Source organism: Brevundimonas sp. ABV4_179 (assembly GCF_056311945.1).
The window spans coordinates 3,077,019-3,099,985 of sequence record NZ_CM149976.1; the positions used below are offsets into that span (position 1 = coordinate 3,077,019).

At 68.5% G+C, this 22,967-nt stretch carries 24 protein-coding genes; 11 read left to right on the forward strand and 13 right to left on the reverse strand.

Going from position 1 to position 22,967, the window contains the following annotated elements:
* Nucleotides 1-16 precede the first annotated feature (16 nt).
* Nucleotides 17-1,057: a DNA adenine methylase gene (locus tag ACYX4P_RS15130; RefSeq protein ID WP_248118796.1), complete on the reverse strand. Its 1,041-nt coding sequence runs from the start codon at nt 1,055-1,057 to the stop codon at nt 17-19.
* Nucleotides 1,058-1,204: 147 nt separating this feature from the next.
* Here ACYX4P_RS15130 and poxB point away from each other — a divergent pair, with 147 nt between their 5' ends.
* On the forward strand, nt 1,205-2,923 hold the full coding sequence (gene poxB / locus ACYX4P_RS15135; RefSeq protein WP_248118795.1) for a ubiquinone-dependent pyruvate dehydrogenase: 1,719 nt from the start codon (nt 1,205-1,207) through the stop codon (nt 2,921-2,923).
* On the opposite strand, the gene ACYX4P_RS15140 is transcribed toward poxB, so the two are convergent.
* Nucleotides 2,871-3,665, reverse strand: a complete 795-nt coding sequence (locus ACYX4P_RS15140) for a sterol desaturase family protein (RefSeq protein WP_248118794.1) — start codon at nt 3,663-3,665, stop codon at nt 2,871-2,873. The two genes, poxB and ACYX4P_RS15140, sit on opposite strands and share 53 nt — an antisense overlap.
* A gap of 80 nt (nt 3,666-3,745) precedes the next feature.
* On the opposite strand from ACYX4P_RS15140, the gene ACYX4P_RS15145 reads away from it, so the two are divergent.
* The gene (locus ACYX4P_RS15145) at nt 3,746-4,231 is read left to right on the forward strand and encodes a sterol desaturase family protein (protein WP_248118793.1); all 486 of its coding nucleotides are present in this window, start codon (nt 3,746-3,748) and stop codon (nt 4,229-4,231) included.
* On the opposite strand, the gene fni is transcribed toward ACYX4P_RS15145, so the two are convergent.
* Nucleotides 4,198-5,241, reverse strand: a complete 1,044-nt coding sequence (fni, locus tag ACYX4P_RS15150) for a type 2 isopentenyl-diphosphate Delta-isomerase (RefSeq protein ID WP_248118792.1) — start codon at nt 5,239-5,241, stop codon at nt 4,198-4,200. The two genes, ACYX4P_RS15145 and fni, sit on opposite strands and share 34 nt — an antisense overlap.
* Before the next feature lie 111 nt (nt 5,242-5,352).
* Between fni and ACYX4P_RS15155 the strand changes: the two genes are divergently transcribed.
* Genes ACYX4P_RS15155 through ACYX4P_RS15165 form a run of 3 tightly spaced genes read left to right on the forward strand, consistent with a single transcriptional unit; the run spans nt 5,353 to nt 8,217 of the window.
* On the forward strand, nt 5,353-6,246 hold the full coding sequence (locus ACYX4P_RS15155; protein ID WP_248118791.1) for a polyprenyl synthetase family protein: 894 nt from the start codon (nt 5,353-5,355) through the stop codon (nt 6,244-6,246).
* On the forward strand, nt 6,236-7,153 hold the full coding sequence (locus ACYX4P_RS15160; RefSeq protein WP_248118790.1) for an ABC transporter ATP-binding protein: 918 nt from the start codon (nt 6,236-6,238) through the stop codon (nt 7,151-7,153). The genes ACYX4P_RS15155 and ACYX4P_RS15160 overlap by 11 nt, the downstream gene beginning before the upstream one ends.
* Nucleotides 7,150-8,217 carry an ABC transporter permease gene (locus ACYX4P_RS15165; protein WP_248118789.1) on the forward strand — a complete coding sequence of 356 codons (1,068 nt, stop codon included), beginning with the start codon at nt 7,150-7,152 and terminating at the stop codon, nt 8,215-8,217. Before ACYX4P_RS15160 ends, ACYX4P_RS15165 begins: the two co-directional genes overlap by 4 nt.
* A gap of 4 nt (nt 8,218-8,221) precedes the next feature.
* Here the strand turns inward: ACYX4P_RS15165 and ACYX4P_RS15170 are convergent, their stop codons facing one another.
* Genes ACYX4P_RS15170 through crtY form a run of 3 tightly spaced genes read right to left on the reverse strand, consistent with a single transcriptional unit; the run spans nt 8,222 to nt 11,798 of the window.
* On the reverse strand, nt 8,222-9,154 hold the full coding sequence (locus tag ACYX4P_RS15170; protein WP_292049339.1) for a phytoene/squalene synthase family protein: 933 nt from the start codon (nt 9,152-9,154) through the stop codon (nt 8,222-8,224).
* On the reverse strand, nt 9,151-10,632 hold the full coding sequence (locus ACYX4P_RS15175) for a phytoene desaturase (RefSeq protein ID WP_248118788.1): 1,482 nt from the start codon (nt 10,630-10,632) through the stop codon (nt 9,151-9,153). Before ACYX4P_RS15175 ends, ACYX4P_RS15170 begins: the two co-directional genes overlap by 4 nt.
* On the reverse strand, nt 10,632-11,798 hold the full coding sequence (gene crtY / locus ACYX4P_RS15180; protein WP_248118787.1) for a lycopene beta-cyclase CrtY: 1,167 nt from the start codon (nt 11,796-11,798) through the stop codon (nt 10,632-10,634). Before crtY ends, ACYX4P_RS15175 begins: the two co-directional genes overlap by 1 nt.
* An 80-nt stretch (nt 11,799-11,878) precedes the next feature.
* Here crtY and ACYX4P_RS15185 point away from each other — a divergent pair, with 80 nt between their 5' ends.
* Nucleotides 11,879-12,613, forward strand: coding sequence for a fatty acid desaturase (locus tag ACYX4P_RS15185; RefSeq protein ID WP_248118786.1), 735 nt, complete (start codon nt 11,879-11,881; stop codon nt 12,611-12,613).
* 72 nt (nt 12,614-12,685) lie between these two features.
* Here the strand turns inward: ACYX4P_RS15185 and ACYX4P_RS15190 are convergent, their stop codons facing one another.
* Nucleotides 12,686-13,423 (reverse strand): hypothetical protein, encoded by a 738-nt coding sequence (locus tag ACYX4P_RS15190; protein WP_248118785.1) that lies wholly within the window; start codon nt 13,421-13,423, stop codon nt 12,686-12,688.
* Between the two features lie 113 nt (nt 13,424-13,536).
* Here ACYX4P_RS15190 and ACYX4P_RS15195 point away from each other — a divergent pair, with 113 nt between their 5' ends.
* Nucleotides 13,537-14,247, forward strand: coding sequence for a DUF3592 domain-containing protein (locus tag ACYX4P_RS15195; RefSeq protein WP_248118784.1), 711 nt, complete (start codon nt 13,537-13,539; stop codon nt 14,245-14,247).
* A 529-nt stretch (nt 14,248-14,776) separates the two neighbouring features.
* Here the strand turns inward: ACYX4P_RS15195 and ACYX4P_RS15200 are convergent.
* The 6 genes from ACYX4P_RS15200 to ACYX4P_RS15225 all read right to left on the reverse strand — a co-directional run bounded on the left by ACYX4P_RS15200 (nt 14,777) and on the right by ACYX4P_RS15225 (nt 19,822).
* The gene (locus tag ACYX4P_RS15200) at nt 14,777-16,222 is read right to left on the reverse strand and encodes a M20/M25/M40 family metallo-hydrolase (protein ID WP_248118783.1); all 1,446 of its coding nucleotides are present in this window, start codon (nt 16,220-16,222) and stop codon (nt 14,777-14,779) included.
* Nucleotides 16,223-16,265: 43 nt separating this feature from the next.
* Nucleotides 16,266-16,505: a DUF3297 family protein gene (locus ACYX4P_RS15205; protein WP_087119764.1), complete on the reverse strand. Its 240-nt coding sequence runs from the start codon at nt 16,503-16,505 to the stop codon at nt 16,266-16,268.
* An 86-nt stretch (nt 16,506-16,591) separates the two neighbouring features.
* Nucleotides 16,592-17,503 carry a MotE family protein gene (locus tag ACYX4P_RS15210; RefSeq protein ID WP_248118782.1) on the reverse strand — a complete coding sequence of 304 codons (912 nt, stop codon included), beginning with the start codon at nt 17,501-17,503 and terminating at the stop codon, nt 16,592-16,594.
* Between the two features lie 17 nt (nt 17,504-17,520).
* Nucleotides 17,521-18,117 (reverse strand): DUF6468 domain-containing protein, encoded by a 597-nt coding sequence (locus ACYX4P_RS15215; protein ID WP_248118781.1) that lies wholly within the window; start codon nt 18,115-18,117, stop codon nt 17,521-17,523.
* Nucleotides 18,117-19,160: a flagellar motor switch protein FliM gene (gene fliM / locus ACYX4P_RS15220; RefSeq protein ID WP_248118780.1), complete on the reverse strand. Its 1,044-nt coding sequence runs from the start codon at nt 19,158-19,160 to the stop codon at nt 18,117-18,119. The genes ACYX4P_RS15215 and fliM overlap by 1 nt, the downstream gene beginning before the upstream one ends.
* A 2-nt stretch (nt 19,161-19,162) precedes the next feature.
* Nucleotides 19,163-19,822: a flagellar basal body-associated FliL family protein gene (locus tag ACYX4P_RS15225; RefSeq protein WP_248118779.1), complete on the reverse strand. Its 660-nt coding sequence runs from the start codon at nt 19,820-19,822 to the stop codon at nt 19,163-19,165.
* A 179-nt stretch (nt 19,823-20,001) separates the two neighbouring features.
* Here ACYX4P_RS15225 and flgF point away from each other — a divergent pair, with 179 nt between their 5' ends.
* From flgF to flgH, 4 genes are read left to right on the forward strand one after another with little or no spacing between them, the layout of a single operon-like run.
* A complete protein-coding gene (flgF, locus tag ACYX4P_RS15230) occupies nt 20,002-20,742 on the forward strand; it encodes a flagellar basal-body rod protein FlgF (RefSeq protein WP_248118778.1) in 741 nt (246 codons plus the stop codon).
* A 14-nt stretch (nt 20,743-20,756) separates the two neighbouring features.
* Nucleotides 20,757-21,545, forward strand: a complete 789-nt coding sequence (gene flgG / locus ACYX4P_RS15235; protein ID WP_248118777.1) for a flagellar basal-body rod protein FlgG — start codon at nt 20,757-20,759, stop codon at nt 21,543-21,545.
* Nucleotides 21,546-21,548: 3 nt separating this feature from the next.
* The gene (locus tag ACYX4P_RS15240; RefSeq protein ID WP_248118776.1) at nt 21,549-22,157 is read left to right on the forward strand and encodes a flagella basal body P-ring formation protein FlgA; all 609 of its coding nucleotides are present in this window, start codon (nt 21,549-21,551) and stop codon (nt 22,155-22,157) included.
* A 12-nt stretch (nt 22,158-22,169) separates the two neighbouring features.
* Nucleotides 22,170-22,889 (forward strand): flagellar basal body L-ring protein FlgH, encoded by a 720-nt coding sequence (gene flgH, locus ACYX4P_RS15245; RefSeq protein ID WP_248118775.1) that lies wholly within the window; start codon nt 22,170-22,172, stop codon nt 22,887-22,889.
* Nucleotides 22,890-22,967 lie beyond the last annotated feature (78 nt).

A 22,967-nucleotide genomic window follows, 5' to 3' on the forward strand; every position in this document is an offset into this window, starting at 1 on the left:
GTTGTTTTTACAACACTTATGCGGCGACCGGCAGGGCCACGGGCCGATCCGTGACCACGAACAGATGCTCCACGTTCTTCAGCCGCCCGACCTGCCCCACCTTCTCGCCCTTGGGGTTATGGATGCCGATGCGGGCGCCGACATACCGGGGATGGGCCACCTCGATCACCTGCACATGGCCACGCGCGGACAGCATCTCGACCAGTTCGGCCCGGCTCAGATACCCCTCGTCGTTGAAGCTCACGATCAGGTTCGGCGCCCTGACCCGTTCGATCACCGACCGCAGCGCCGGGCCGATGCCGGGGCGGCTGTTGAAGGGGCTCTTGCGCGTCTTCACGTCCACCCGCTTGTTGGCCACCCCATAGGTCTCGGGCCGATCCCACAGCACCAGGCTCTCCCAGCAGTGGTAGTTGGCCAGGTAGGAATGCTGGTTATAGGGCGGGTCCAGATAGACCAGATCGGCCTCCACCTGATCGGCGATTTCGACCGCATCGCCCTGCGTCGCCCGACACGGGCCGCCCACCACCGCCGGGAGCAGATCGGGCGTCCTCAGCACCAGCGGCTTCAGCGCGCGCGGCGCCCACTGCTTCATATAGGCCATCTGCACGCCTGCGGTGGAATCGACCCGATCCGCCGCCTCCATCAGGCTGACCAGGGCGATGGCCTTCAGCTCGGGCTCCAGCCCCATCGCCTCGATCCGGTCGCGCACCCCGTCGATGCGGGCGCCGTTGTCGGGATGGAAGTAGCGGGCGTCGCGGCAGAAGGCTTGGGTGAACCAGCCGGCCTGCGGCGTGACGGTTCTCAGCTCCGCCAGCACCGCCTCCGCCCGCTCGATCCACCGCCCCCGATCCGCCTGCACATAGGTCGCGGCCAGGACGTGGGCATAGGCGTTGACGTCGTTCGACCAGACTTGGAACCCCTGCTTCTTCAGCGCATGACCGACCCGCGCCGTGCCCGAGAACAGGTCGCAGACCCGCCCGCCGTCCGGCAGGACGCCGGCGATCGCTCCCGTCACATGGCCTAGAAGGGCGCGCTTGGAGCCGATGTATTTGATCATGCCGCAGCCCGAGTCATGACCCCACCATAGCCGGTTCGGCGCGGGACGACAGATCGCAGGCAGCCGAACGCCATCCCGCGCATTGTTAAGCTGAACGGGACGCCTGGCGCGCCCCTCGATCACCAACCGACCCATCGGGAGCCGACCATGGCGATGACCGTCGCGGACCTTCTGGCCCAGACCCTGGCCTCGGCCGGGGTGAAGCGTATCTGGGGCGTCACGGGCGACAGCCTGAACGGCCTGAACGACAGTTTGCGCCGCTTCGACCAGATCGAGTGGATGCACGTCCGCCACGAGGAGACCGCCGCCTTCGCCGCCGGGGCCGAGGCCGCGGTCACGGGCGAGCTGGCCGTCTGCGCCGGCAGCTGCGGCCCGGGCAACCTGCATCTGATCAACGGCCTGTTCGACTGTCATCGCAACCGGGTTCCGGTCCTGGCCATCGCCGCCCACATCCCGTCGTCCGAGATCGGCCTGGGCTATTTCCAGGAGACCCATCCGCAGGAGTTGTTCCGCGAGTGCAGCGACTTCTGCGAGCTGGTGTCCAATCCGGCCCAGATCCCCGGCGTCTTGGCCCGCGCCCTGAACACGGCCGTTGGCAAGGGCGGCGTGGCGGTGATCGTCCTGCCCGGCGACGTCGCCCTGGCCCGCGCCCCCGACGGCGCCTCGCCCGACTGGTCCGCCCCCGCCCGGCCGCGCATCAGCCCCGCGCTCAGCGACGTGACCCAGGCGGCCCAGCTGCTGAACGGGGCGGACAAGGTGGCCATCCTGGCGGGCAGCGGCTGCGCCGGCGCCCATGACCAGGTTCTGGCCCTGGCCGACGCGCTTCAGGCCCCGGTCGTCCACGCCCTACGCGGCAAGGAGCACGTTGAATGGGACAATCCCTATGACGTGGGCATGACCGGCCTGATCGGCTTCTCCTCCGGCTATCACGCCCTGATGAACTGCGACGCCCTGGTCATGCTGGGGACCGACTTCCCCTACCGCAACTTCTACCCCTCGGACGCCAGGATCATCCAGATCGACCGCGACCCGTCTGCGCTGGGCAAGCGGGCCCATCTGGCGCAAGGGATCGTCGGCGACGTGGGCGAGACGGTTCCGGCCCTGATCCCGCACCTGAGGGCGGATCGCTCGTCGCGTTTCCTCGACGCCGCCCGCAAACACTATGCCGAGGCGCGAAAGGGTCTGGACGATCTGGCCCGTCCCGCCCCGGCCGACCGGCCCATCCATCCGCAGTATCTGACCGCCGTGATCGACCGGCTGGCCGACCAGGACGCCGTCTTCACCGCCGACGTCGGCACCCCCACCGTCTGGGCCGCCCGCTATCTGACCATGAACGGTCGGCGCCGCCTGTTGGGATCGTTCAACCACGGCTCAATGGCCAATGCGATGCTGCAGGGCGTCGGCGCCCAGGCCGCCGCGCCCGACCGCCAGGTGATCTCCTTGTCCGGCGACGGCGGTTTCACCATGATGATGGGCGACTTCATCAGCCTGTCGCAGCTGGGGCTGCCGCTGAAGGTGGTGGTCTACAACAACGGCTCGCTCGGCTTCGTGGCCATGGAGATGAAGGCCGCCGGCTTCCTGGACGTCGGCACCGATCTGAAGAACCCCGACTTCGCCGCCATGGCCCGCGCGATGGGCGTCACCGCCTTCCGCGTCGAGGCCTCGGATCAGGTCGAGGATGCGGTGGCCCAGGCCCTGGCCCATCCCGGCCCCGCCCTGGTCGACGTGGTCACCGCCGGCCAGGAACTGGTCATCCCGCCCAAGATCAAGAAGGAACAGGCCAAGGGTTTCAGCCTGTTCATGCTCAAGGCCATCATGAACGGTCGTGGCGACGAGGTTCTGGAGCTGGCGCGGACCAATCTGTGAGGCCGGCCCGCTTTTCCGTGATCGAGGCTTTGGTCGCCGTGATCTCGGTCGAGGCCATGCGGTCCCACATCTGGAAATAGAGGCCGTAGTTGCCGTTGAACCGCTTGTGATGGGCGTCATGGTGGGTGGCGGTGATCAGCCAGCGCAGGGGCGCCCGCCCAAGCCATGATGCGGGCCAGACTTCGCGGCCGGCGTGGTTCAGCACGGCGGTGGCGGTCATCAGGGTCAGCAGCGCCAGGGCCACGCCCCAATGGATCGGCAGGAAAAGCGCCAGGGCCGGCAGGAACCAGGCTGTGGCGACGGCCTCGGCCGGATCGAAGGCGAAGGAGGCGAAGGCGCTGGGATCGCGCGACCGATGGTGCTCGGCATGGGCCCAGGAAAAGATGCGCGGGTGATGCAGCCCCCGGTGCACCCAATAGTAGAAGGCGTCGTGGGCCAGCATGTAGACGACGAAGCTGGCTGGCAGCCACCAAATCGGCCAGGCGTTGATATCGTCATAGATGGCCGTCCCGCCCCGTTTCCAAAGCTCCAGCACCAGGGCCGCAGGCAGGGCGTAGATCGGACAAGAGATCAACGAGGCGATGATTTCGGCGCGTATGCGTTTCGCGGCGGGCGCCTTGTGGTTCAACTGGCGTCCCCGGCCCGCCCCCGTCCACAGCAGCCAATGGGTCAGAACCCCGACCAGCAGATAACGCAGGCCGATGATTAGGCTGAGCGCGAGCGTGGTGACGAGCAGGTCCATCAGCATGGCCGCACAGACGGCCAAACAGACGCTCAGGTCAAGTCGTGGCGGGCGTGGCTCAAACCGCCTATGATGCCCTGATGTCGATGCCGATGATGATCCTGCTTTTCCTGGCCGCCTTTCTGGGAATGGAGGCGTTCGCCTGGGCCATGCATCGCTATGTCATGCACGGCCTGCTGTGGACCTGGCACCGAAGCCATCATGAACCGCACGACGGGGTCCTGGAGAAGAACGATCTGTTCGCCGTGGTGTTCGCCGCCCCGGCGATCATTCTCATCGCGCTGGGCCTGCACGTCTGGGCCTGGGCCCTGCCGGTCGGCCTGGGCGTCACCGCCTATGGCATGGTCTATTTCTTCTTCCACGACGGCTTGGTGCATCGGCGTTTCCCGACGGGGATCGACGGGCGTTCCGGCTTCTGGACCCGTCGAATCCAGGCCCACCGCCTGCATCATGCCGTGCGGACCCGTGAGGGCTGCGTCTCATTCGGCTTTCTGTGGGTGCGTTCGGCGCGGGCGCTGAAGGCCGAACTGTCTCAGAAGCGCGGCTCTTCCAGCAACGGCGCCTGAGACAGGGCGGCCAGGTCCTTGGAACCCGTGCAGAAGCAGGTCAGCCGCAGCTGGGCCGCCATCAGGTCCAAATGCTCGACCACGGCCTCGGTCGATGTCAGGGCCGCTTCCAGCACCCCTGCCGCCTGACCGACCAGGCAGGCCCCCAACCGGATCGCCCGCGCCGCATCCAGGCCGTCCCGGATTCCGCCCGACCCGATCAGATCAAGCTCCGGCGCGGCCTGGGCGCAGTCCCTCAGACTGCGTGCGGTCGGAACGCCCCAGCCGGCGAAGGGCGCGGCCAACGCCTCGGCCCGGCCGCCCGTCGCCCGCGCGCCCTCGATCAGGCCCCAGTTCGTGCCCCCCGCCCCCGCCACGTCCAGCGCGGCGACCCCCATATCCGCCAGACGACGCGCCACAGCGCCCGACAGGCCGGCGCCGGTTTCCTTGACGATCACGCGGCCCGGATAGGCGGCGGCGATCTGTTCGATGCCGCGCGCCACCCCGCGCCAGTCGCGGTCGCCCTCGGGCTGGACGCCTTCCTGTAGGGGGTTCAGGTGAAGGATCAGGGCGTCGGCGCCGATCATCTCGATGGCGGCTCGGGCCTGGTCCACGCCGTAACCCAAGGCGAACTGCACGGCGCCCAGATTGGCCAAAATAATCGCATCGGGCGCCCGGCGTCGCAGATCCGCCCCCAGGCCCGACCCGCCGTCCGTTTCCAGCGCCACCCGCTGCGACCCGACGGCCAGGACGACGCCCATCGCCTGGGACGCCTCGGCCAGGCGCGCATTGACCGCCTCGGCTCGCGACGGACCTCCGGTCATCGAGCTGATCAGGAAGGGCAGCGCCACGTCTCGACCCAGAAAGCGGGCCGACAGGTCGATGGCGTCGTGATCCAGATCCGGCAGGGCGTCATGAACGAAGCGGACGGCCTCCAGCCCGGAAGTCGTCTGGCTGACGCCGCGCCCGGCCCGGACATGGTCGATGTGCTCGTCCTTGCGCCGGATCAGGGCGTCGGCGGCGGTGGGCATCAGAAACGGCTCCTGGCGGGTTGCATCCGAACCAGTCGTGATGCCGTATGCGATCATAGAGGTTCGGATCGTCGTCGCAACGCGATGGTCAGGCGACACCAGGAGATCTGTATGGCGATCGTCGACGTAAGGCCCCAGCCCCTTGCCTACGACCCTTGCACGCCCGACGATCTGCGGCTGCGGGTGCAGTCGCGTCTGAACGAGCTGGCGCCGTCGCAGGACGGCCTGTTGTCTCTTGCGGCGCGCGAAGCCTTGCTTGGACAGGGGAAGCGGGTCCGGCCGGTGCTGGCCATGTTGGCGGCGGCCCATGTCGGCGGCAGCCCCGACGACGCCCTGGATTACGGCTGCGCGCTGGAGATGGTCCATGCGGCGTCGCTGGTGCTGGACGACCTGCCCTGCATGGACGACGCGGCCCTGAGGCGCGGTCAGCCGACGCTGCATCGCCGCCACGGCGAGGATGCGGCCGTTCTGGCGGCGGTGGCCCTGCTGAACCAGTCCACCCGGCTGATCCTGCAAAGCCGACTGCCGGCCGAGACGCGGCTGTCCATCCTGGACCATTTGACGCAGGCCGTCGGGTTCGAGGGTCTGGCCGAAGGTCAGATGCGCGACCTGCGCGACGACCCTGACACGCGCGACGCCGTCGCCCTGCGCCAGATCAACAATCTGAAGACCGGCGCCCTGTTCGCGGCGACGGTGCGCGGCGGCGGTCTGCTGGGCGGCGGCGACGAAGACGCCCTGGCCCGACTGACCGCCTTCGGCGAGGCGGTGGGTTTCGCCTTCCAGCTATGCGACGACCTGCTGGACGCCTGTTCGACGACGGGCGCCCTGGGCAAGGACGTGGGTCAGGATCAGGACATGACCACCTTCGTCGATCTGTGGGGCGAAGGGCGGGTGCGCGCGGCGGTGCGACAGTCCCTGGCCAAGGCGGCGTCGGCGGTCGGCCACGACAGTCCCCTGTCCTTCTATGTCCTCGATCTCTTCCGGCAGGCCGATCTTGAAATCTAGCGTGGCGCCGGCGCTGGTGCTCGGCGACATAGACGCAGGCTATGACGACCGGCGGGTGCTGGAGAATTTCAGCCTGACCCTGAACGCGGGCGAGGTCTACGCCCTGTTGGGCGCGAACGGCGCGGGCAAGTCCACGGTGGCCCGCGTCGCCTGCGGTCTGCTGCCGGTGCGGCGTGGCCGCGTGGCGGTGGGCGACGGAACCCCGACGCGCGCGCGCATCGGCCTGGCCCCGCAGGACAGCGCCCTGTTTCCCGCCCTGTCGCCGCGCGAGAACGTCGCGGTGACGGCGCGGCTGTGCGGGGTCGCGCGCAAGGACCGTCGCGCGGCGGTGGATCGCGCCCTCGACCTGACCGGCTGCGGTCCGCGCGCGGATCAGCCGGTGCGCACCCTGTCCGGCGGATGGCGAAGGCGCGCAAACCTGAGCGCCGCCCTGGTCGGACAGCCGCGACTGCTGATCGCCGACGAGCCGACCGAAGGGGTGGACGCCGCCACCCGCGGCGTGCTGTCCGCCGCCCTGCGCGAAACGGTCACGGCGGGCGCCGGCTGCCTGTTGATTAGCCACGACGCGATCTTCGTGTCCGACACGGCGGACCGGATCGGCATTCTGGCGCAAGGTCGGCTGTTGACGGAGGGCGCGCCGAACATGCTGTTGCGCCAGGCGTTCGGCGCGGCGCAGTTGCTGAACATTCGCCTGACGCGACCGGCCTCGCCCGCCGCCATCCAATGGTTCGGCCAGGCCGGACTGACCCTGGCGAACGATGGACTGGAGTGGCGACGCCTCTGCGAGGACGCGCTCGCCGTCGCCCAGATGCTGGCCGCCGTGGTCGATGGCGAGGGCGGTGAAATCGCCGTTCGGCGCCCGGGGCTGGACGATCTGGTCGCACATCTGTCGGGGGTCCCGTCATGATGGCCGTCGCTGGCGCATGGGCCAGGGGATTCTGGCGTGACCGGGCCGGGGTCGTGCTGACCCTGCTGCTGCCGCCCCTGGTCTATCTGCTGTTCGCCGCCATCTTCGGCGCGGGCGCGCGGGGCGAGATCGACACGTCGGTGGTCCTGCACGATGCGGCGCGCACCCCGGTCACGGCGGCGATGCACGACGCCCTGGCGCGCGACATGGGCGCCCGGCTCCGCACCGTCGAGCGGGCAGAAGACCTGGAACGGTCGGTGATCGACGGACGGGCGGACGCCGGCGTCCTGATCCGCCCCTCGCCCGGACGTCCGCCCCAGATCGTGGTCTTGTCCGCTGCGGGTCGGGACGTGGCGGCGGCGGCGCTTCAGGCGCGGCTTGAGCCGATGGTGGCGGCCTTGTCCGGCCAGGTCGCGCCGCCGATGGCCCGCGTGGCGAGGGTTCAGGTGGGGCCGAGCGGCGATGTCCAGGCCGCCTATTACGCCGGGGCGGTCAGTGTCATGTTCGTCTTCTTCGCCGCCATGCACGGGGCGATGGGCGGTCTGGACGAGCGACGCTCGGGTCTGCAGGCGCGGCTGGCCCTGGCGAGAGGCGGCCTGGCGCCGATCCTGATGGGGCGGGCCGCATGGTTGACGGTCGTGGGGGTGATGCAATCGGCCGCTGTCTTCGTCGCGGCCTGGGCCAGACTGCCCGACCTCGCGCCCTGGCAGGTCGGAGCGGCGGTCGTGACGGCCCTGCTGGTGGGCTTCTCGGCGGCGGGTCTGGCCCTGGCGCTGACGGCGGCGTGTCGATCGCGCGAGCAGGCTCAGCCCCTGACCACCTTCGTCGTCCTGCTGCTGGCGGCGCTGGGCGGGTCGATGGCGCCGCGCTTCCTTATGCCCGAGGCCTTCCGCGCCCTGGGCTGGATCACGCCGCACGCCTGGGCCATCGAGGCTTATCAGGCCGTGATTTGGCGGGCTGAGTTCGCGCCCGGCGTGCTCGCCGGCTGGGCGATTCTGACCGGCCTAGGTCTGGCGGGTCTGGCGGCGTCCCTTGCTCTGGAACGGCGGCGGGCGGCGCGCTGACCCTTCAGACGTGGGTCCACAGGGCCGGACGCGGCGGCGGTTCTCGCCAATTGTCCAGCGTCTTGCACCACAGGGCGATCAGTCCCCCGCGCCCCAGCAGCATCAGCTTGCCCGCCTTGTCGACCGACGTCCGACCGTCCCAGGCCGCGGGCCCGGCGCGCGAGACATGGCGACCGATCGCCCGATAGACGCCGCGCGCCGTGGCGATCGCCCAGGCCGAGCGCGGATTCAGATCACGCAGCCCCCACCGGGCGGAGGCGTAGAAGGGCTCGGCCGCCGCGACCAGGCGCTGGGCCGTACGGGCGACGGCCGCGCGGTGCTGGGGCTGATCCACTTGGTCGCGCGGCACGCCCGCCTCGTCCAGCCAGGCGCCGGGCAGATAGACCCGCCCGCCCCTTGCATCCTCGACCACGTCGCGGGCGATGTTCGTCAGTTGGAACGCCAGCCCCAGGTCCTGCGCCCGCCGCAGGGTGGGCGCGTCCTCCACCCCCATGATGCGCGCCATCATCACGCCGACGACGCCGGCGACGTGATAGGAATAGTCCAGCGTGTCCTCCAGCGTGTCGTAACGCCGCCCCACCACATCCATCTCGAACCCCTGCAACAGGTCCATGGCCTCGTCGGCGGGGATGCCGTGGCGCGTGGCGACGCGCTGGAAGGCGGTGAAGACCGGGTCGGCCTGAGGTTCTCCGGCCAAGGCCGCCGCCGTGCGGACCCGTAGTTCCGCCAGTTTTTCGCCCGCCAGGACGGGATCGATGCCTACCGCGCCGTGACCCAGCACCTGGCCGTCGATCTCGTCGTCGCAATGCCGGCACCAGGAATAGAGCATCCAGGCGTCGTCCCGGATCGCCGCCGGGAAAAGCCGCGCGGCGGCGGCGAAACTTTTGGAGCCCTGCTCCATCGACTGGCGGCTGTGGTCCAGGACGGCGTCGGTCATGCGGGCTGCCTGGCGTCCTGGATCATCAGGCCGGCGGTGGCCTTGGCCGAGCCGACCACCCCCGGCACTCCGGCGCCCGGATGGGTTCCGGCCCCCACGAAGTAGAGATTGGGAATCTGATCGTCGCGGTTATGCACCCGGAAATAGGCGCTCTGCGTCAGGATCGGCTCCAGGGAGAAGGCCGACCCCTGGTGGGCGTTCAACTGGTCGCGGAAATCCACCGGCGTGAAGATGCGGCAGGTGTCCATATCCGCCGTCAGGCCCGGTATGTAATGCTGCTCCAGATAGGCCAGAATCCGATCGCGATAGCGCGGCCCCTCGACCGCCCAGTCGATATCCGCCGAGGCCAGATGCGGCACGGGCGCCAGAACATAGAAGGCGTCGCAACCGTCCGGCGCCAGCGACGGATCGGTGCGTGTCGGGGCGTGCAGATACAGGGAGAAGTCGTCGGGCAGATCCGGTCCCTTGAAGATTTCGCCGATCAGTTCGCGATAGCGCGGCCCGAACAGCACCGTGTGGTGGCGCACCTCGGGATGGACCCGCTTCAGGCCGAAATAGATGACGAACAGGGACATGGAGTGCCGCTTGCCCGCCAGGCGCGCCCCCTCCTTGCGGCCCCTCGGCTCCTGGCCCAGCAGACGCTGATAGGTGTGCACCACATCGGCGTTGGAGGCGACCATGTCGAACGCCAGCGTCTCGCCGCCCACGACCACGCCGGTCGCCCGGCCGTTCGCCATTGTGATGCGCTCGACCGGACTGTTCAGACGGATTTCGCCCCCCAGGTCCTGGAACAGGCGCACCATCGCCTGGATCAGCGCACCGGTGCCGCCGCGCGGGAACCATACGCCCCAGCGCCGCTCCAGCGCATGGATCAGGGCGTAGATGGATGAGGTCGCAAACGGGTTGCCGCCCACCAGCAGGGAATGGAAGCTGAACGCCTGACGCAGGTGCTCGTCCTGAACAAAGCTGGCGACCTTGTCATAGACCGACCGCCAGGCCTGCAGCCGCATCAATTCCGGCGCCGCCTTGACCATGCTGGCGAAGTCGAGGAACGGCACGGCCCCCAGCTTCAGATAACCTTCCTTCAGCAGATCCTGCGAATAGGCCAGGAACTTGCGATAGCCTTCCTTGTCGGCGGGATTGCGGGCGACGATCTGGCGATCCAGCGCATCCTGATCGTTGACGTAGTCGAAGACGTCGCCGTCCTCCCAGCACAGCCGATAGAAGGGCGCGACCGGCAGCAGCTCGACATAGTCCGACAGTTTGCGCCCGGCCGCCTCGAACAACTCCTCCAGGGCCGAGGGGTCGGTGATGACGGTGGGGCCAGCGTCGAACGTATAGCCCTTGTCCTTGAAGACATAGGCGCGGCCGCCCGCCATGTCGCGCGCCTCGAACACCGTGGTCTGGATGCCGGCCGTCTGCAACCGAATGGCCAGCGACAGCCCCCCGAACCCTGACCCGATTACTGCAGCTCGCATCACGCACGTCCTTTTTCGACCAGACAGGCCAGTGCGGCGCCGATGGGCACCGGGGGTTTGCCGCTGAGCACCCGCACCTTGTCGGCGACGGTTGATCCGGCGGCGTAGAAGCGTTCGATCAACGGCTGAGGCAGACGATAGAACCGCTCCAGCACCCTGTATCGTTCGTCAGGGCGCGCGGCGCGAAACAACATGCGATTCAGCAACCGATAAAAACCTCGTCCGGCCCATACGTCGGTGGCGTGACGACGGATGTCGGCGACGAGGGTCGTGGCCTGGAAATCATTCGCCAGGCGGTCCGCCAGGCGCACCGCGTCCGGAAGGGAATAGCCGGTCGTCGGATGAAACAGGCCGGCGCGCAAACCGCTCAGCGCCGTCGAGCCCATCCGCGTCAGATGGGCGCCGATGTCGCCGTCCAGGGCCACGGGCAGGACGCCGTCCTCCTCCCGCAACACGTCCTCGATGACCCAGCCCCGTCCGGCGGCATAATCCAGCACCCCTTGCCGGAACACGTCGCGATCCAGCTCGGGGCCGTCGGTGTAGCGCGTATCCTCGATCAGCAAGGTCCTGGCGTCGAACGGCAGCGTGTAGAGGAAACGATAGCCGCCGGCCTGATCGACGCGAGCATCCATGACGATGGGCGCAGTCAGCCCATGGGGCGCCGCCAATCGCACCTCCAGCCCCACGAACTTCTGGAACCCCAGCGCCAGATCCGGCGTCGCCGTCGGCCCACGCCCGTCGATCACGGCCCTCGCCTTCAACCGTCGCCCATCTTTCAGCACGACCTCTTTGGGCGACGCCGAGACCACCGGCGTCCCCAGGGCGATCTTTCCGGGCAGGGCCGCGCTCAACACCGCCGCGAACCGTTCGGCCGTGACGCTGCAATAGGGGGTCGAGAGTTCGCGCTCGAACTGTGGGAATCCGACGCTGTACGTCGGCCAGCGATGCACGACCAACGGCGCGATCCAAGCACGCTGGGCCTGGGTCACATCGCTTTCGAAAAAGGACCAGGTATGCACGCCACCCAGAGAGTCGGCTGCTTCGACGATGCGCACATCCAGATCCGGTCGAACCTGCGACAACCGCAACGCCAACAGCCCGTTGGCCAGTCCGCCGCCGACCAGCAGAAGGTCCGGCGCGGAAGTGTCAGAGGCGTCAGCCGGCATTTGCCACAGGTGGCACGCGGCGACCGATGCGGCAAGCGAACAGGATGTTTCCGGGCTCCAAATGCGCTAAGTGTCGCGCCATGGCCGTCGTGTCCTCAGAGCCCCGGACCGTTGCGCATCAGGCCCTTATCAGTCTGACGCTGGCGGGCTTGATCGCGACCGCCTGGCTGATCCTGCATATCTATGGCGTCTATTTTCATCGCTGGTCGGCTTGGAGTCTTTTGATCGCGCCGGTGATCGTCGCGATCCAGACCTGGCTGTCCGTCGGCCTGTTCATCGTGGCGCACGACGCCATGCACGGCTCGCTGGCGCCCGGCCGTCCCCGCCTGAACGGGGTGATCGGAAGCCTGGCGTTGGGGCTGTACGCCGGCTTTCGCTTCATGCCGTTGAAGACCGCCCATTCCGCGCACCATGCTGCGCCCGGCACGGCCCAGGACCCGGACTTCCATGCCGAGGCCCCGCGCGCCTTCGCCCCGTGGTTCTACGGCTTCTTTCGCACCTATTTCGGCTGGCGCGAGATGGGCGTCCTGACGATCCTGGTCTGCATCGCCGTCTTCGTCCTCGGCGCCGGCATACCCAATCTGCTGCTCTTCTGGGCCGCGCCGGCCCTGCTGTCCGCCCTGCAGCTGTTCACCTTCGGCACCTGGCTGCCGCATCGTCACACGGACGACGCCTTTCCCGATCACCACAACGCCCGCACCAGCGCCTTTGGCCCCATCCTGTCTCTGCTCACCTGCTTTCACTTCGGCCGCCACCATGAGCATCACCTGACGCCGTGGAAGCCGTGGTGGCGTCTGTCGCAGCCCGGACAATGAACAAAGGTCGCCCGCGACCTTATCCCCGACGCCAACGAGCGCGCCGCTTGCCGGGCGGGCCTTTGGCTGGCGTCAGCGGAACTTCAGCAAGCCGGATCGAGTGGGCGTCGCAGCGGGCGAGAAGTCGTCAACCGACCATCGGTAATCGGCGCCGTATTGCTGCGTGATGATCTGGGCGGGCGTTGAGACGCGCGATGCGACGGCGACCGCTTTGTTGGTCACCTTGACCTTGCCCGCCAAACTGACCGCGTCATCATAGCCCTTCATGGCCACGGGCGGGGCTTCCAGATAGGCGCCCGTCGCCTTGTCCGTTAGCGAGACAATCATTCGCGAAGGCTTTGGGAAGCCGATGGTGGTGGACACGTCGATGACGTGTTTCGCCGTGTCCTTGGACCGGATGAGGAACTGGCATTCGTCCCCGGCCTCGGCCGCGATCCGCGCCGCCTCGTCGATATGGGGCCGCTCATGCGGGGCCAGGGCCGATAGGGCCGCGACGATCCCTGTCGAAAGCCTCGGATCGCCGTCATGGGGAAGGAAGTCCGCCGGCACGCCGACATGAACGTCGCGCCACCACCAGTCCTCGCGAAAACTGTTCGGCGGGGCGATCTCGACCTGTCCGGCCGCGATCTCGGACGTGAAGTGGATATAGACTGCCGGGTGACTGCCGACGCTGACGTCTAGGCCGTTCAACCACCAGGCCAGTCGACGCCCGAAAGCCCAAGCGCCGGGACAATTCTTTAAGTACTGGTTGCGGCCGCCGTGAAACAGGCGAACATCGTGAACGCGAGAAGGTCTGCCATCCTTGGTCATGCCTGACCGATACCGGAGCGGGAGGTGAACCGGCAAGACGACTTGATGTCTCGGCCTCGTGGATGGCGTTTCAGCGGTTGCCATGGCGGGCCTGCAAGGGGCACCCTGTCGCCATGAAGAGCATTTTCCTCTGGGTCGGCGGCCTGTTTGGCGGGATCGGGCTGATCTTCTTGGCCGTTGCGGGCTTCCTGCTGGTCAGCGACCGGGGTTTCAGCGATCGGGCGGTGCGAACATCGGGTGTGGTTGTGGACCTGGTTCGCCATGTCGACCACGACCGGGACAGGACGCGATCGTCAGGGGTCAGCTATTCGGCGGTCGTCGCCTTCCGAACCGAGGACGGGCGGCGCCACGAGTTCAGCGAAACCGTCCGCACCAATCCGCCACGCTTCGCCGTCGGCGATACGGTTCCGGTCCTTTACGACCGGCGGCAGATATCTCACGCCACGGTCGACGATTTCTGGGGGCGACGGGGACTTTCGACCATCTTCCTGGGCATGGGGGCGATCTTCACCCTTCTGGGCGGCACGCTGCTGCTCATCGAGCTTCGGCGACGAAAGAAGGTCTCCCGTCTGCTGACGAGCGGAAGGCCCATCAAGGCCAGCTTCCTTCATGCGTTTCGCGATACGCGCCGCTCGCGCAATGGCGAGCATCCCTTCCGCGTCGTGGCGCAGGCGACCGACCCGGTTACAGGACGCCTTCGGCGGTTCGAGAGCGACCCGATCTGGGTCGACCCTTCCGAGAAACTGGCCGGGCGTGAACTGCGCGTGTTGATCGATCCCACGGACCCAAGACGGTATCATGTCGACCTGTCGCCAGTGGTCTAGGACGGCGAGCCTCGCTGAGAACCGCAGGCGGCGTGCAACCCATAGCGCCCCTTATTCGGCGCAAACCATGACGCGGGGCCGGCAGACCGGATCCAACTCAGCCAACGGCTGATGAACCGCCTATGCGCCGTCTGGTCCTGACCCCTCTCGCGAGATGTCGGAACCGCATCTTGAAAAGGGGCTGGTGCGGGCGGCCGGGGTCGAACCGGCAAGGGCTTTCGCCCGACGGATTTTCGTACCACTTCGGCTTTCGCCGCCGCCTGACGGCGTTCGTGGTCTGGACTATCCCTTCGCCATGGCCGGAGCTTTAGGCGCTGCCCGTCTAGTCTCTACACCTTCCCGACCAGTGGATCGGGCTTGGCTCGGGATCGCCATCTGACAGGGTTCCCCGACTTTGAGCAGTTCTACGTCCGGGGTTTCCCCCGGCGCACTCAATCCTTCAGCTTAAGTCCGTTGCGTCTACCAATTTCGCCACGCCCGCGTGCTGGTCCGGCTCGTATAGACAGAACCGGACCGATCTCCAAGCACTCTAGCGCGCCGGCGCGGTCGAGGCTGAGGCGGGCTTCATCGCGCGGAAGTCGACGTCGGAATCGGCGATCAGCCACAGCAAGCCGGCCCAGGCGGCTACGTTCTGGCTCAGTTGGGCTGGGTCGATCTTGTCCAGGGTGTCGTTGGCGGTGTGGTGCAGGTCGAAATATCGGGTTCCGTCCTGGGCCAGGCCGAAGAAGGGCACGCCAAGCGGTCCCATCGGGCCGACGTCCACGCCGCCTTCGGTCTCGATGCGATCCGAGGCCAGGACGCCGATGGGATAGAGGACGCGCGTCGCCGCCTTCTGGAAGTCCGACCCTTGCGCGCCGGCGGGCAGGCGCAGGGCATAGATGCGGTCGGCGCCGAAATCGCTCTCGCCGGCGATGATGTGCTTGTCCAGCGCCGCGCCCTGGCCGCGGGCGTAGACGGCGCCGCCGTTGCCCGTCTGAGGCGTGGGCTGCGACACCTCTTCCGAACCATAGAAGATCACGCGCAGGGTGCGCGCCGGGCGGCGGCCGCTGTCGGCGATGGCCTTGGCGGCGGCTACGGTGATGGCGCCGCCTGCCGCATCGTCGATGGCGCCGGTGCCCAGGTCCCAGCTGTCCATGTGCGAACCCAGGACGACGATCTCGTCGGGCCGGGTCGCGCCGGGCAGGTCGCCGATCACGTTCTGGCTGTGGGTCTGATAGGTGCGGGCGGTCGAGGTCAGGCGCATCCGCACCGGCTGGCCCAGGGCGACCAGGCGGCTGACCTGATCGGCGTCCGGCGCGGCCAGGGCGAAGGCGGGGATGGTCGGCTTTCCGTCGACGTAGCGGGTGGTGCCGGTGTGGGGCATCCGGTTCTCGTCCGAGCCGACCGAGCGCATGACGAAGGCCGCCGCCCCCTTGGCCGCCGCAACGCCGGGGCCGGCGCCGCGCACGCGGGTCTGGGGACCATAGCCAGAACCGTCCTGCATGGCGTGCATCTGGCCCAGGTCGATATAGACGATTTTGCCGCGCACGGCGGCGTCGGGCGCGGCCTGAAGGTCCTCCATCGAGGCGAAGCGCACGATCTCGGCCTCGACGCCACCGCGCGGCGTGGCGGGCGAATGACCCAGAGCGGCCGCGACCAGGGTCTGGGCATGGTCGCCGACGATGGCGGCCGAGCTTTCGCCCCGCTCCCAGCCCACCAGAGGGAACTCTTCGATCCGCACGTTCTGGAAGCCGTTGGCGCGCAGATAGTCGGCGGCCCAGGCGGCGGCGTTCTGTTCGGATTTGGATCCCGCCGGGCGGGCGCCGAACCGGGTGGTCAACTGGGTGACGTAGTCCAGCGCGATGTTGGAGCGCATCGCCGCGTCGCGCACCACGATGGCCTGCTGGACCACAGAGGCGTCTTGAGCGTGCGCCAGGGGCGCGAAGGCGGCGAGGCCCAGCGCTAGCGCGCTGGCGGTCATCAGACGACGGGACATGGGAACAGGCTCCTGGACGCGAAGGCCCGGACCCTATTCAGTGTCAGCCGTTCTGGAAATAGGGTTCGACCGGGCCCTGCAATTTGACGGTCAGGGCCTTGCCCTTGCGGTCCACGCGGTTGCCCAGCGCAAGGCGCACCCAGCCCTCGGACACGCAATATTCCTCGACGTTGGTCTTCTCCTCGCCCTTGAAGCGGATGCCCACGCCGCGCTGAAGAACCTCGGCGTCGTGATGGGGGCTGGACGGATCGACCGAGAGACGGTCGGGGGGCGTGTCGGTCATGATGCGGGCCTGGGGTCTCGGAAAGGCGCGGTGATAGCGGCGCCCGGCGCGGATGCCAACCGAAAGCGTGGTCGGCGACGCCCCCCTTACTGCACCGTCTGGCGCGGCTGGGCGTTGGCGGGGTTCGAGGGCTGATAGGCCTGAGGCCCGGCGGCGGGCGGCGGCGTCGCGGCGGCGGGACGGCGCGCGGGCGGCGTGGCCGGGCGCTGGGCGGGGCGTGTTGCCGCCGGGCGGGGCGTCGGCCGCGCGGCCGGGGTCGCGGCGGGTTTGGCGGCCGGCGTCGCGGTCGCCGCCACGGCAGGCGTCGCGGCGGCCGGGCTCGGAGCGGGCGTCGGCGCGGCGGCGGCCGGGGTCGCGGCCTCGGCGGCGGCGGCGCGGGCGGCCATCTGCTGGGCCTGGAAGCGGGCGGCCAGCTTCTCGGTCAGTTCGCGGGCCTGTGGGGCCGTCATCTGGGCCATGATGGCGGCCAGGGTGCGCGGGCGCATGGCGGCGGCGACAGGCAGGCGCACGCGATCCTCCAGCGTGGCCATGACCGGGGCGGCTTCCTTGGGCCGCATGGCCGAATAGACCTGAACCAGCCGGTCGATCTCGGCCTTCTCGCGCTCGTCCACCTGGCCCAGCATCTGCTTCATCTCGGCCTTCAGGGCGGCCATGGCCTGGATCTTGGCGTCCAGCTTCTGCTCGGCGGCGACCATCAGCGGCAGGGTGGTGGCGAAGTCCTGATCACGCGCATCCAGGGCCGCGCGGCGTTGCGACAGCGATTGGATGATCTTCAGCTCGGCAGGGGATATCCCGGCCTGCTGGGCCAACTGTTCCGGCGACAGGGCGGCGCAGGTTCCCGGCAGGGCGGGCTTGGCCGCCCCGGCGGCGGGCGCCGCCTCCTCGGCCCAGGCCTTGGCCCCGTCGAACAGGCCCGGCGCCACGCCCACGGCGCGCACGGCGACCACCCCGCCGATGGCGATGGCGATCAGGGGCAGAAGGCGGGGGATGCGGGCCATTTAATCGGGTTCCGAACTCAGGCGGCGAACAGGTCGTCGTCAAGATTACGACGCGCGGCGTTGAGGCTTTGTTTGGCGGAATGGTTAGCGGACCGACCGGCCGTCAGGGCCTGAACGATGGCGGCGACATTGTCGCGTCCGGTCGGCGCGGCGGCGGCGCGGCGGCTGGTCGCCGAGCCGGTCATGCCCTGGATGCGCTCGGCCAGGGCCGCCATCCGCTCGGCGCGCGCCTCGTCCTCTGTGGACGGCGCGACAGGCGCAGGGACCGGCGCGCGGCGCGTCGGCTCGACCCGCAGCGACAGATCTTCGTCGGCGACGCGGACGGGCGCGACGGCGGACGCGGGGGCGCGGGCGATCAGGGTCTCCAACTGCGCCTTGACCTCTCGCGCCTTGATGATGCGGTCGTGCAGCAGATCGGTCTCCTGGCCCGAGGCGCGCAGGGTCGCCAGGGCGTTCTCGGCCCGGCCGGCGGCGGCGTTCAAATCCGTGACGGCCTGGGCGAAGGCCAGCTGACCGGCGCGCAGGGCCGACAGCTTGCGCTCCAGCTTGACGCCGTAACCGACCGCCGCGACCAGCAGCAGCATCAGCACAGCGTCCATGATCATTCCGACCATCAGAGACCTCCTCCTAAGCGGGCGGCGGTCTCGGGGTTGACCGGCCCTTCCACGCGCACGGCGATATGCTGACCCTTGCGGCCCATGCGGCCTGTGGTCAGGGGGATGGAGCCGGCGCGGATGGACACTTCCGAATCCGGCGTGGCGTTCAGCATCAGCGTGTCGCCGACCTTCAGGTTCAGCACGCTGGACAGCGACATCTGCTGCTCGTCCAGCACGGCGCGAACCTCGGTCTCGGTGGTCCACATCTCGGTGGCCAGGTGGCCTTCCCAGATGTTGTCGCGGCCAAACTTCTCGCCCATGAACTGCTGCAGCAGCATCTTGCGGATCGGTTCCAGCGTCGCATAGGGCAGCAGCAGTTCGATCCGGCCGCCGCGATCCTCCATGTCGATCCGCAGCTTGATCAGGATGGCGGCGTTCGCCGGCCGGGCGATGGCGGCGAAGCGGGGGTTGGTCTCCAGCCGGTCCAGGTTGAAGTGGACGGGTGTCAGCGGCTCGAACGCCTGGCGGGCGTCGTTCAGCACCACCTCCACCATCCGCTGCACCAGGACGCGCTCGATGGTGGTGTAGGGGCGGCCCTCGATGCGCAGGGCGGCGGTGCCCCGGCGCCCGCCCAGCAACACGTCCACGATCGAATAGATCAGGTTGGAATCGACCGTCAGCAGGCCGTAGTTGTCCAGCTCCTCGGCGCGGAACACCGCCAGGATCGCCGGCAGGGGGATGGAGTTCAGATAGTCGCCGAACCGGATCGAGGAAATGTTGTCCAGCGACACCTCGACGTTGTCGGAGGTGAAGTTGCGCAGGGACGTCGTCATCAACCGCACCAGGCGGTCGAACACGATCTCCAGCATCGGCAGGCGTTCGTAGGACACCAGCGCCGAGTTGATGATGGCGCGGATGCCGGAGCGCTCGGCGCCGTCGTCGTCGCCTAGGTCGAAGCCCAGCAGACTGTCGATCTCGTCCTGGTTCAGCACCCGTTCGGACAGGGCGTCGCCGGGATCGCCCAGGCCGCCGAACGGGTCCAGTTGCGCCGCGTCGCTCATGCCTATTGCACCAGCATTTCTTCGATCAGCACGGCGTCCACCTTGCCGGGCGCGGCGATCAGATTGACGCGACGCAGGATTTCGGCCCGCAGCTGATAGGTGCCGGCCGACCCGCTCAGATCCTCGGGCCGCAGTTCGCGCACGAAGCCGGTGAACATGTCCTGCAGGCGCGGCATCTCTTCCTGAAGGTGGCTCGCCACCCCGGCGTCCTGCATCTCCAGCGTCAGTTTCAGCTTCAGGAAGGTGGGCCGGCCGTCGGCCGACTGAATGTTCATGACCATGTCCGGCAGGGTGTAGAAGGTCACGCCGTCAGGCCCGTCCGAGATGACGCCCAGCGACGGATCGGCCTCGCCTTCCTTGCCGCCGCCCCCGTGGCCGCCGCCCTTCTTGTCTTCCTTCTTGTCGGCTTTCTCGGCGCCGTGTTCGGCCTCGGCCGCCGCGCCATGCGCCTCGGCGGGCTTGGGCTTCAGCATGAAGAAGGCCGCCGCCCCGCCTCCGCCCAGCACCAGCAGCGCGACAGGCGCGATGATGAACAGCAGCGGCAGTTTTTTCTTCTTGGGCGCGGCGGCGTCCTCGCCTTCGACGGCGGCCTCGCCCTCCTTCACGGCAGGCAGATTGGCGTCCGCGGCCGGATCACCCTTCTTCTTGCCGAACTTGAACATGCGCGCACCCCGGAGACCCTCTCACCGTCAGATGGGCCAGTTTTGGTTAACGCGACGTTTACGATGGGCAGGATTTGCCGGGTCGTCCGTGAGGCGACAACGCTGAAACCCGCATTCCGCCTGGATTAACCCTGTTGGCACGGCTGTTGCGAGGCGGACAGCGAAGGAGCAAGCCTCTCGTGGAAAACGCCGCCTATATCGGACTGTCACGGCAGATGACGCTGCGTCGCGAACTGGACATCGTGGCCAACAACGTCGCCAACGCCAACACCACCGGCTTTAAGGTCGAGCAGTTGATGGTCAGCGCCGAAGTGGGCAAGCGCGCCCGCAACGACTCGATCAAGCCCTCGGCCAGCTTCGTGCTGGACAACGGCGTGGGCCGCGACTTCGGCCAGGGAGCGATGCAGCAGACGGGCCGCGGCCTGGACTTCGCCATCTCGGGCGAAGGCGCCTTCTTCACCGTGCGCGACGGGGCGAACGGCCAGGCCTACACCCGCGACGGGGCCTTCACCCTGGACCCCGAAGGCAAGCTGACCACCAAACAGGGCCAGGCGGTTCTGGGCGGCGGCGCCGAGATCGTGCTGGACCCCAATCTGGGCGCCCCCAGCGTCGGCGAGGACGGGACCATCACCCAGCAGGGCCAGGTCACCGGCCGCCTGTCGGTCGTTCGGTTCGAGACCCTTGGCGTGCTCGAAAAGGGCGGCGACAGCCTTTATCGCAACCGCTCCAACACCCAGCCGATCGAGGCGACGGACGCCCAGATCCATCAGGGGTCGCTGGAATCCTCCAACGTCAATCCGCTGGTCGAGATCACCAATCTGGTCGAGATCAGCCGCGCCTACGAAAGCGTGTCGCGCATGATCGACAACACCAACGACCTCAGCCGTCGCGCCGTCGAGCGTCTCGGCAAGGCCGCGTAAAGGGAGCCCCAAAGATGCGCGCACTTCGCACCGCCGCCTCGGGCATGGCTGCTCAGCAGCTGAACGTCGAGGTCATCTCCAACAACATCGCCAACATGAACACGGTGGGCTTCAAGAAGCAGCGCGCCGAGTTCCAGGACCTGCTCTATCAGAACGTCGAACGTATGGGGGCCCAGTCCTCCAGCGCAGGCACCGTGGTTCCGACCGGCATCCAGATCGGCGCTGGCGTCAAGGCTGGCGCGGTCTATCGCGTCACCGAACAGGGCACGCCCCAGGCCACCGGCAACCCCTACGACATGGCCATCGACGGCAAGGGCTATTTCCAGATCAGCCTTCCTTCGGGCGAGAAGGCCTACACCCGCGCCGGCAACCTGCAGGTCAACCCGGAAGGTCAGATGGTCACCGACGACGGCTATCTGCTGGAGCCGGCCGTCACCATCCCGCAGGACACCACAAAGCTGACCATCTCCAAGACCGGCCTGGTCCAGGTGACGCAGGCCGGCCAGCCCGCTCCGACCACGGTGGGCCAGATCGAACTGGCCAACTTCTTCAACGAAGCGGGCCTGGAGGCCATCGGCGACAACCTGCTGCTGGAAACCGCCGCCTCGGGCCCCGCCATCGTCGGCACGCCGGGCGACGCAGGCTTCGGCCAGGTGCTGCAGAACTACACCGAGGCGTCGAACGTGGATGCGGTTTCGGAGATCAGCGCCCTGATCGTGGCCCAGCGCGCCTATGAGATGAACTCCAAGGTCATCAGCACCGCCGACCAGATGCTGTCGGTCGCCTCGCAAGTGAAGAGCTGAGCCATGCGCCTGACCCGCACCCTGATCCTCGCAGCCGCCGCCAGCGCCTTCGCCGGCGCGGCCTTGGCCGGCCCGGTCGTGCTGCGCGCCAATCCGGTCGACGACGACGGCCGCGTCACCCTGGGCGACCTGTTCGAGGGCGCCGGGTCCGCCGCCGACGTTGTGGTGGCTCAGCGCGTCGGCCCCTCGGTCGTGCTGGAGGCTGGCCTGCTTCAGGCCCAGGCCCGTCAGGCCGGCCTGGATTGGGCCAATCCCGACGGCCTGCGCCGCGTCGCCGTGCGCCGCGCCGAGGCGCCGGTCCAGGGCGTGGCGGACGCCGCCTCGGTCCCTGCCGCCGCCCAGCCCGTCGCCCGCGCCGCCTATCGGCCCGCCGCCGCCCAGCAGATCATCGCCCGCAACGACATGGTGCGCGTCACCTATCAGGTCGGCGGCGTGAACCTGGCCGTGATGGGCAAGGCCATGCGCAGCGCTGGCCTGGGCGAGCCCGTCGCCATCATGAACACCACCTCCAATCGCGTCATCGACGCCGTGGCCTCCGGTCCCGGCCAGGCCGTCGCCGGCCCGGCCGCCGACGCCGCACGCGCCGCCCCTCAACAATTCGCCGCCCGCTAGGGAAACCTCGTCATGCGCAAGATTCTTCTGACCCTCGCCGCCGTCGCCCCCCTGGCCGCCTGCTCCACCGTCGCCGAGACGGTGCGTGGCCCCGAACTGGCGCCTATCGGCTATCCCGCCGCCCTGGTGCCGGTGCAGCAGACCTATCTTCCGGCGCCCGACACCGCCGCCAGCTCCAACAGCCTGTGGCGCGCCGGCGCCCGCACCTTCTTCGGCGACCAGCGCGCCCGCCACGTCGGCGACATCCTGACGGTCAAGATCGACATTGACGACCGCGCCCAGACCCAGAACTCGACCCAGCGTTCGCGTTCGAACAACATCTCCGGCGGCGTCTCGCACCTGTTCGGCCTGGAAAGCAGCCTGGGCCGGGCCTTCCCCGGCGGATTCGATCCGTCGAACATGGTCGGCATGGACGGGGCGTCCAAGTCCACCGGAACCGGCACCGTCAACCGCGCCGAGAAGGTGTCGCTGACCATCGCCGCCGTCGTCACCGACGTTCTGGCCAACGGCAATCTGGTCATACAGGGTCGGCAGGAAGTGCGTACCAACCGCGAGGTCCGCGAACTGACCGTCGCCGGCATCGTGCGGCCCGAGGACATTTCGTCCGCCAACGCCATCAATCACACCCAGATCGCCGAAGCCCGCATCTCCTATGGCGGCCGGGGCGACGTCAGCCGCATCCAGGCCCCGCCGGTGGGCCAGGCTCTTGTCGAGCGGTTCAGCCCGTTCTGACCTTACCGGCCGGTTGAACCGTCTGAGGATAACCGCGTTCTTTTCGACTGAGCGCCTGTCGGGAGGATTGCGGCTGTC

Coding starts and splice junctions, on each gene's coding strand:
- ACYX4P_RS15210 (WP_248118782.1), bottom strand. CDS start 17,503: ATGGCCCGCATCCCCCGCCTTCTGCCCCTGATCGCCATCGCCATCGGC.
- ACYX4P_RS15190 (WP_248118785.1), bottom strand. CDS start 13,423: ATGACCAAGGATGGCAGACCTTCTCGCGTTCACGATGTTCGCCTGTTT.
- poxB (WP_248118795.1), top strand. CDS start 1,205: ATGGCGATGACCGTCGCGGACCTTCTGGCCCAGACCCTGGCCTCGGCC.
- ACYX4P_RS15175 (WP_248118788.1), bottom strand. CDS start 10,632: ATGCGAGCTGCAGTAATCGGGTCAGGGTTCGGGGGGCTGTCGCTGGCC.
- ACYX4P_RS15155 (WP_248118791.1), top strand. CDS start 5,353: ATGGCGATCGTCGACGTAAGGCCCCAGCCCCTTGCCTACGACCCTTGC.
- fliM (WP_248118780.1), bottom strand. CDS start 19,160: ATGAGCGACGCGGCGCAACTGGACCCGTTCGGCGGCCTGGGCGATCCC.
- ACYX4P_RS15205 (WP_087119764.1), bottom strand. CDS start 16,505: ATGACCGACACGCCCCCCGACCGTCTCTCGGTCGATCCGTCCAGCCCC.
- ACYX4P_RS15140 (WP_248118794.1), bottom strand. CDS start 3,665: ATGGACCTGCTCGTCACCACGCTCGCGCTCAGCCTAATCATCGGCCTG.
- ACYX4P_RS15240 (WP_248118776.1), top strand. CDS start 21,549: ATGCGCCTGACCCGCACCCTGATCCTCGCAGCCGCCGCCAGCGCCTTC.
- ACYX4P_RS15145 (WP_248118793.1), top strand. CDS start 3,746: ATGTCGATGCCGATGATGATCCTGCTTTTCCTGGCCGCCTTTCTGGGA.
- fni (WP_248118792.1), bottom strand. CDS start 5,241: ATGCCCACCGCCGCCGACGCCCTGATCCGGCGCAAGGACGAGCACATC.
- ACYX4P_RS15225 (WP_248118779.1), bottom strand. CDS start 19,822: ATGTTCAAGTTCGGCAAGAAGAAGGGTGATCCGGCCGCGGACGCCAAT.
- ACYX4P_RS15215 (WP_248118781.1), bottom strand. CDS start 18,117: ATGGTCGGAATGATCATGGACGCTGTGCTGATGCTGCTGCTGGTCGCG.
- ACYX4P_RS15170 (WP_292049339.1), bottom strand. CDS start 9,154: ATGACCGACGCCGTCCTGGACCACAGCCGCCAGTCGATGGAGCAGGGC.
- flgH (WP_248118775.1), top strand. CDS start 22,170: ATGCGCAAGATTCTTCTGACCCTCGCCGCCGTCGCCCCCCTGGCCGCC.
- ACYX4P_RS15165 (WP_248118789.1), top strand. CDS start 7,150: ATGATGGCCGTCGCTGGCGCATGGGCCAGGGGATTCTGGCGTGACCGG.
- ACYX4P_RS15185 (WP_248118786.1), top strand. CDS start 11,879: ATGGCCGTCGTGTCCTCAGAGCCCCGGACCGTTGCGCATCAGGCCCTT.
- ACYX4P_RS15195 (WP_248118784.1), top strand. CDS start 13,537: ATGAAGAGCATTTTCCTCTGGGTCGGCGGCCTGTTTGGCGGGATCGGG.
- flgG (WP_248118777.1), top strand. CDS start 20,757: ATGCGCGCACTTCGCACCGCCGCCTCGGGCATGGCTGCTCAGCAGCTG.
- ACYX4P_RS15200 (WP_248118783.1), bottom strand. CDS start 16,222: ATGTCCCGTCGTCTGATGACCGCCAGCGCGCTAGCGCTGGGCCTCGCC.
- crtY (WP_248118787.1), bottom strand. CDS start 11,798: ATGCCGGCTGACGCCTCTGACACTTCCGCGCCGGACCTTCTGCTGGTC.
- ACYX4P_RS15130 (WP_248118796.1), bottom strand. CDS start 1,057: ATGATCAAATACATCGGCTCCAAGCGCGCCCTTCTAGGCCATGTGACG.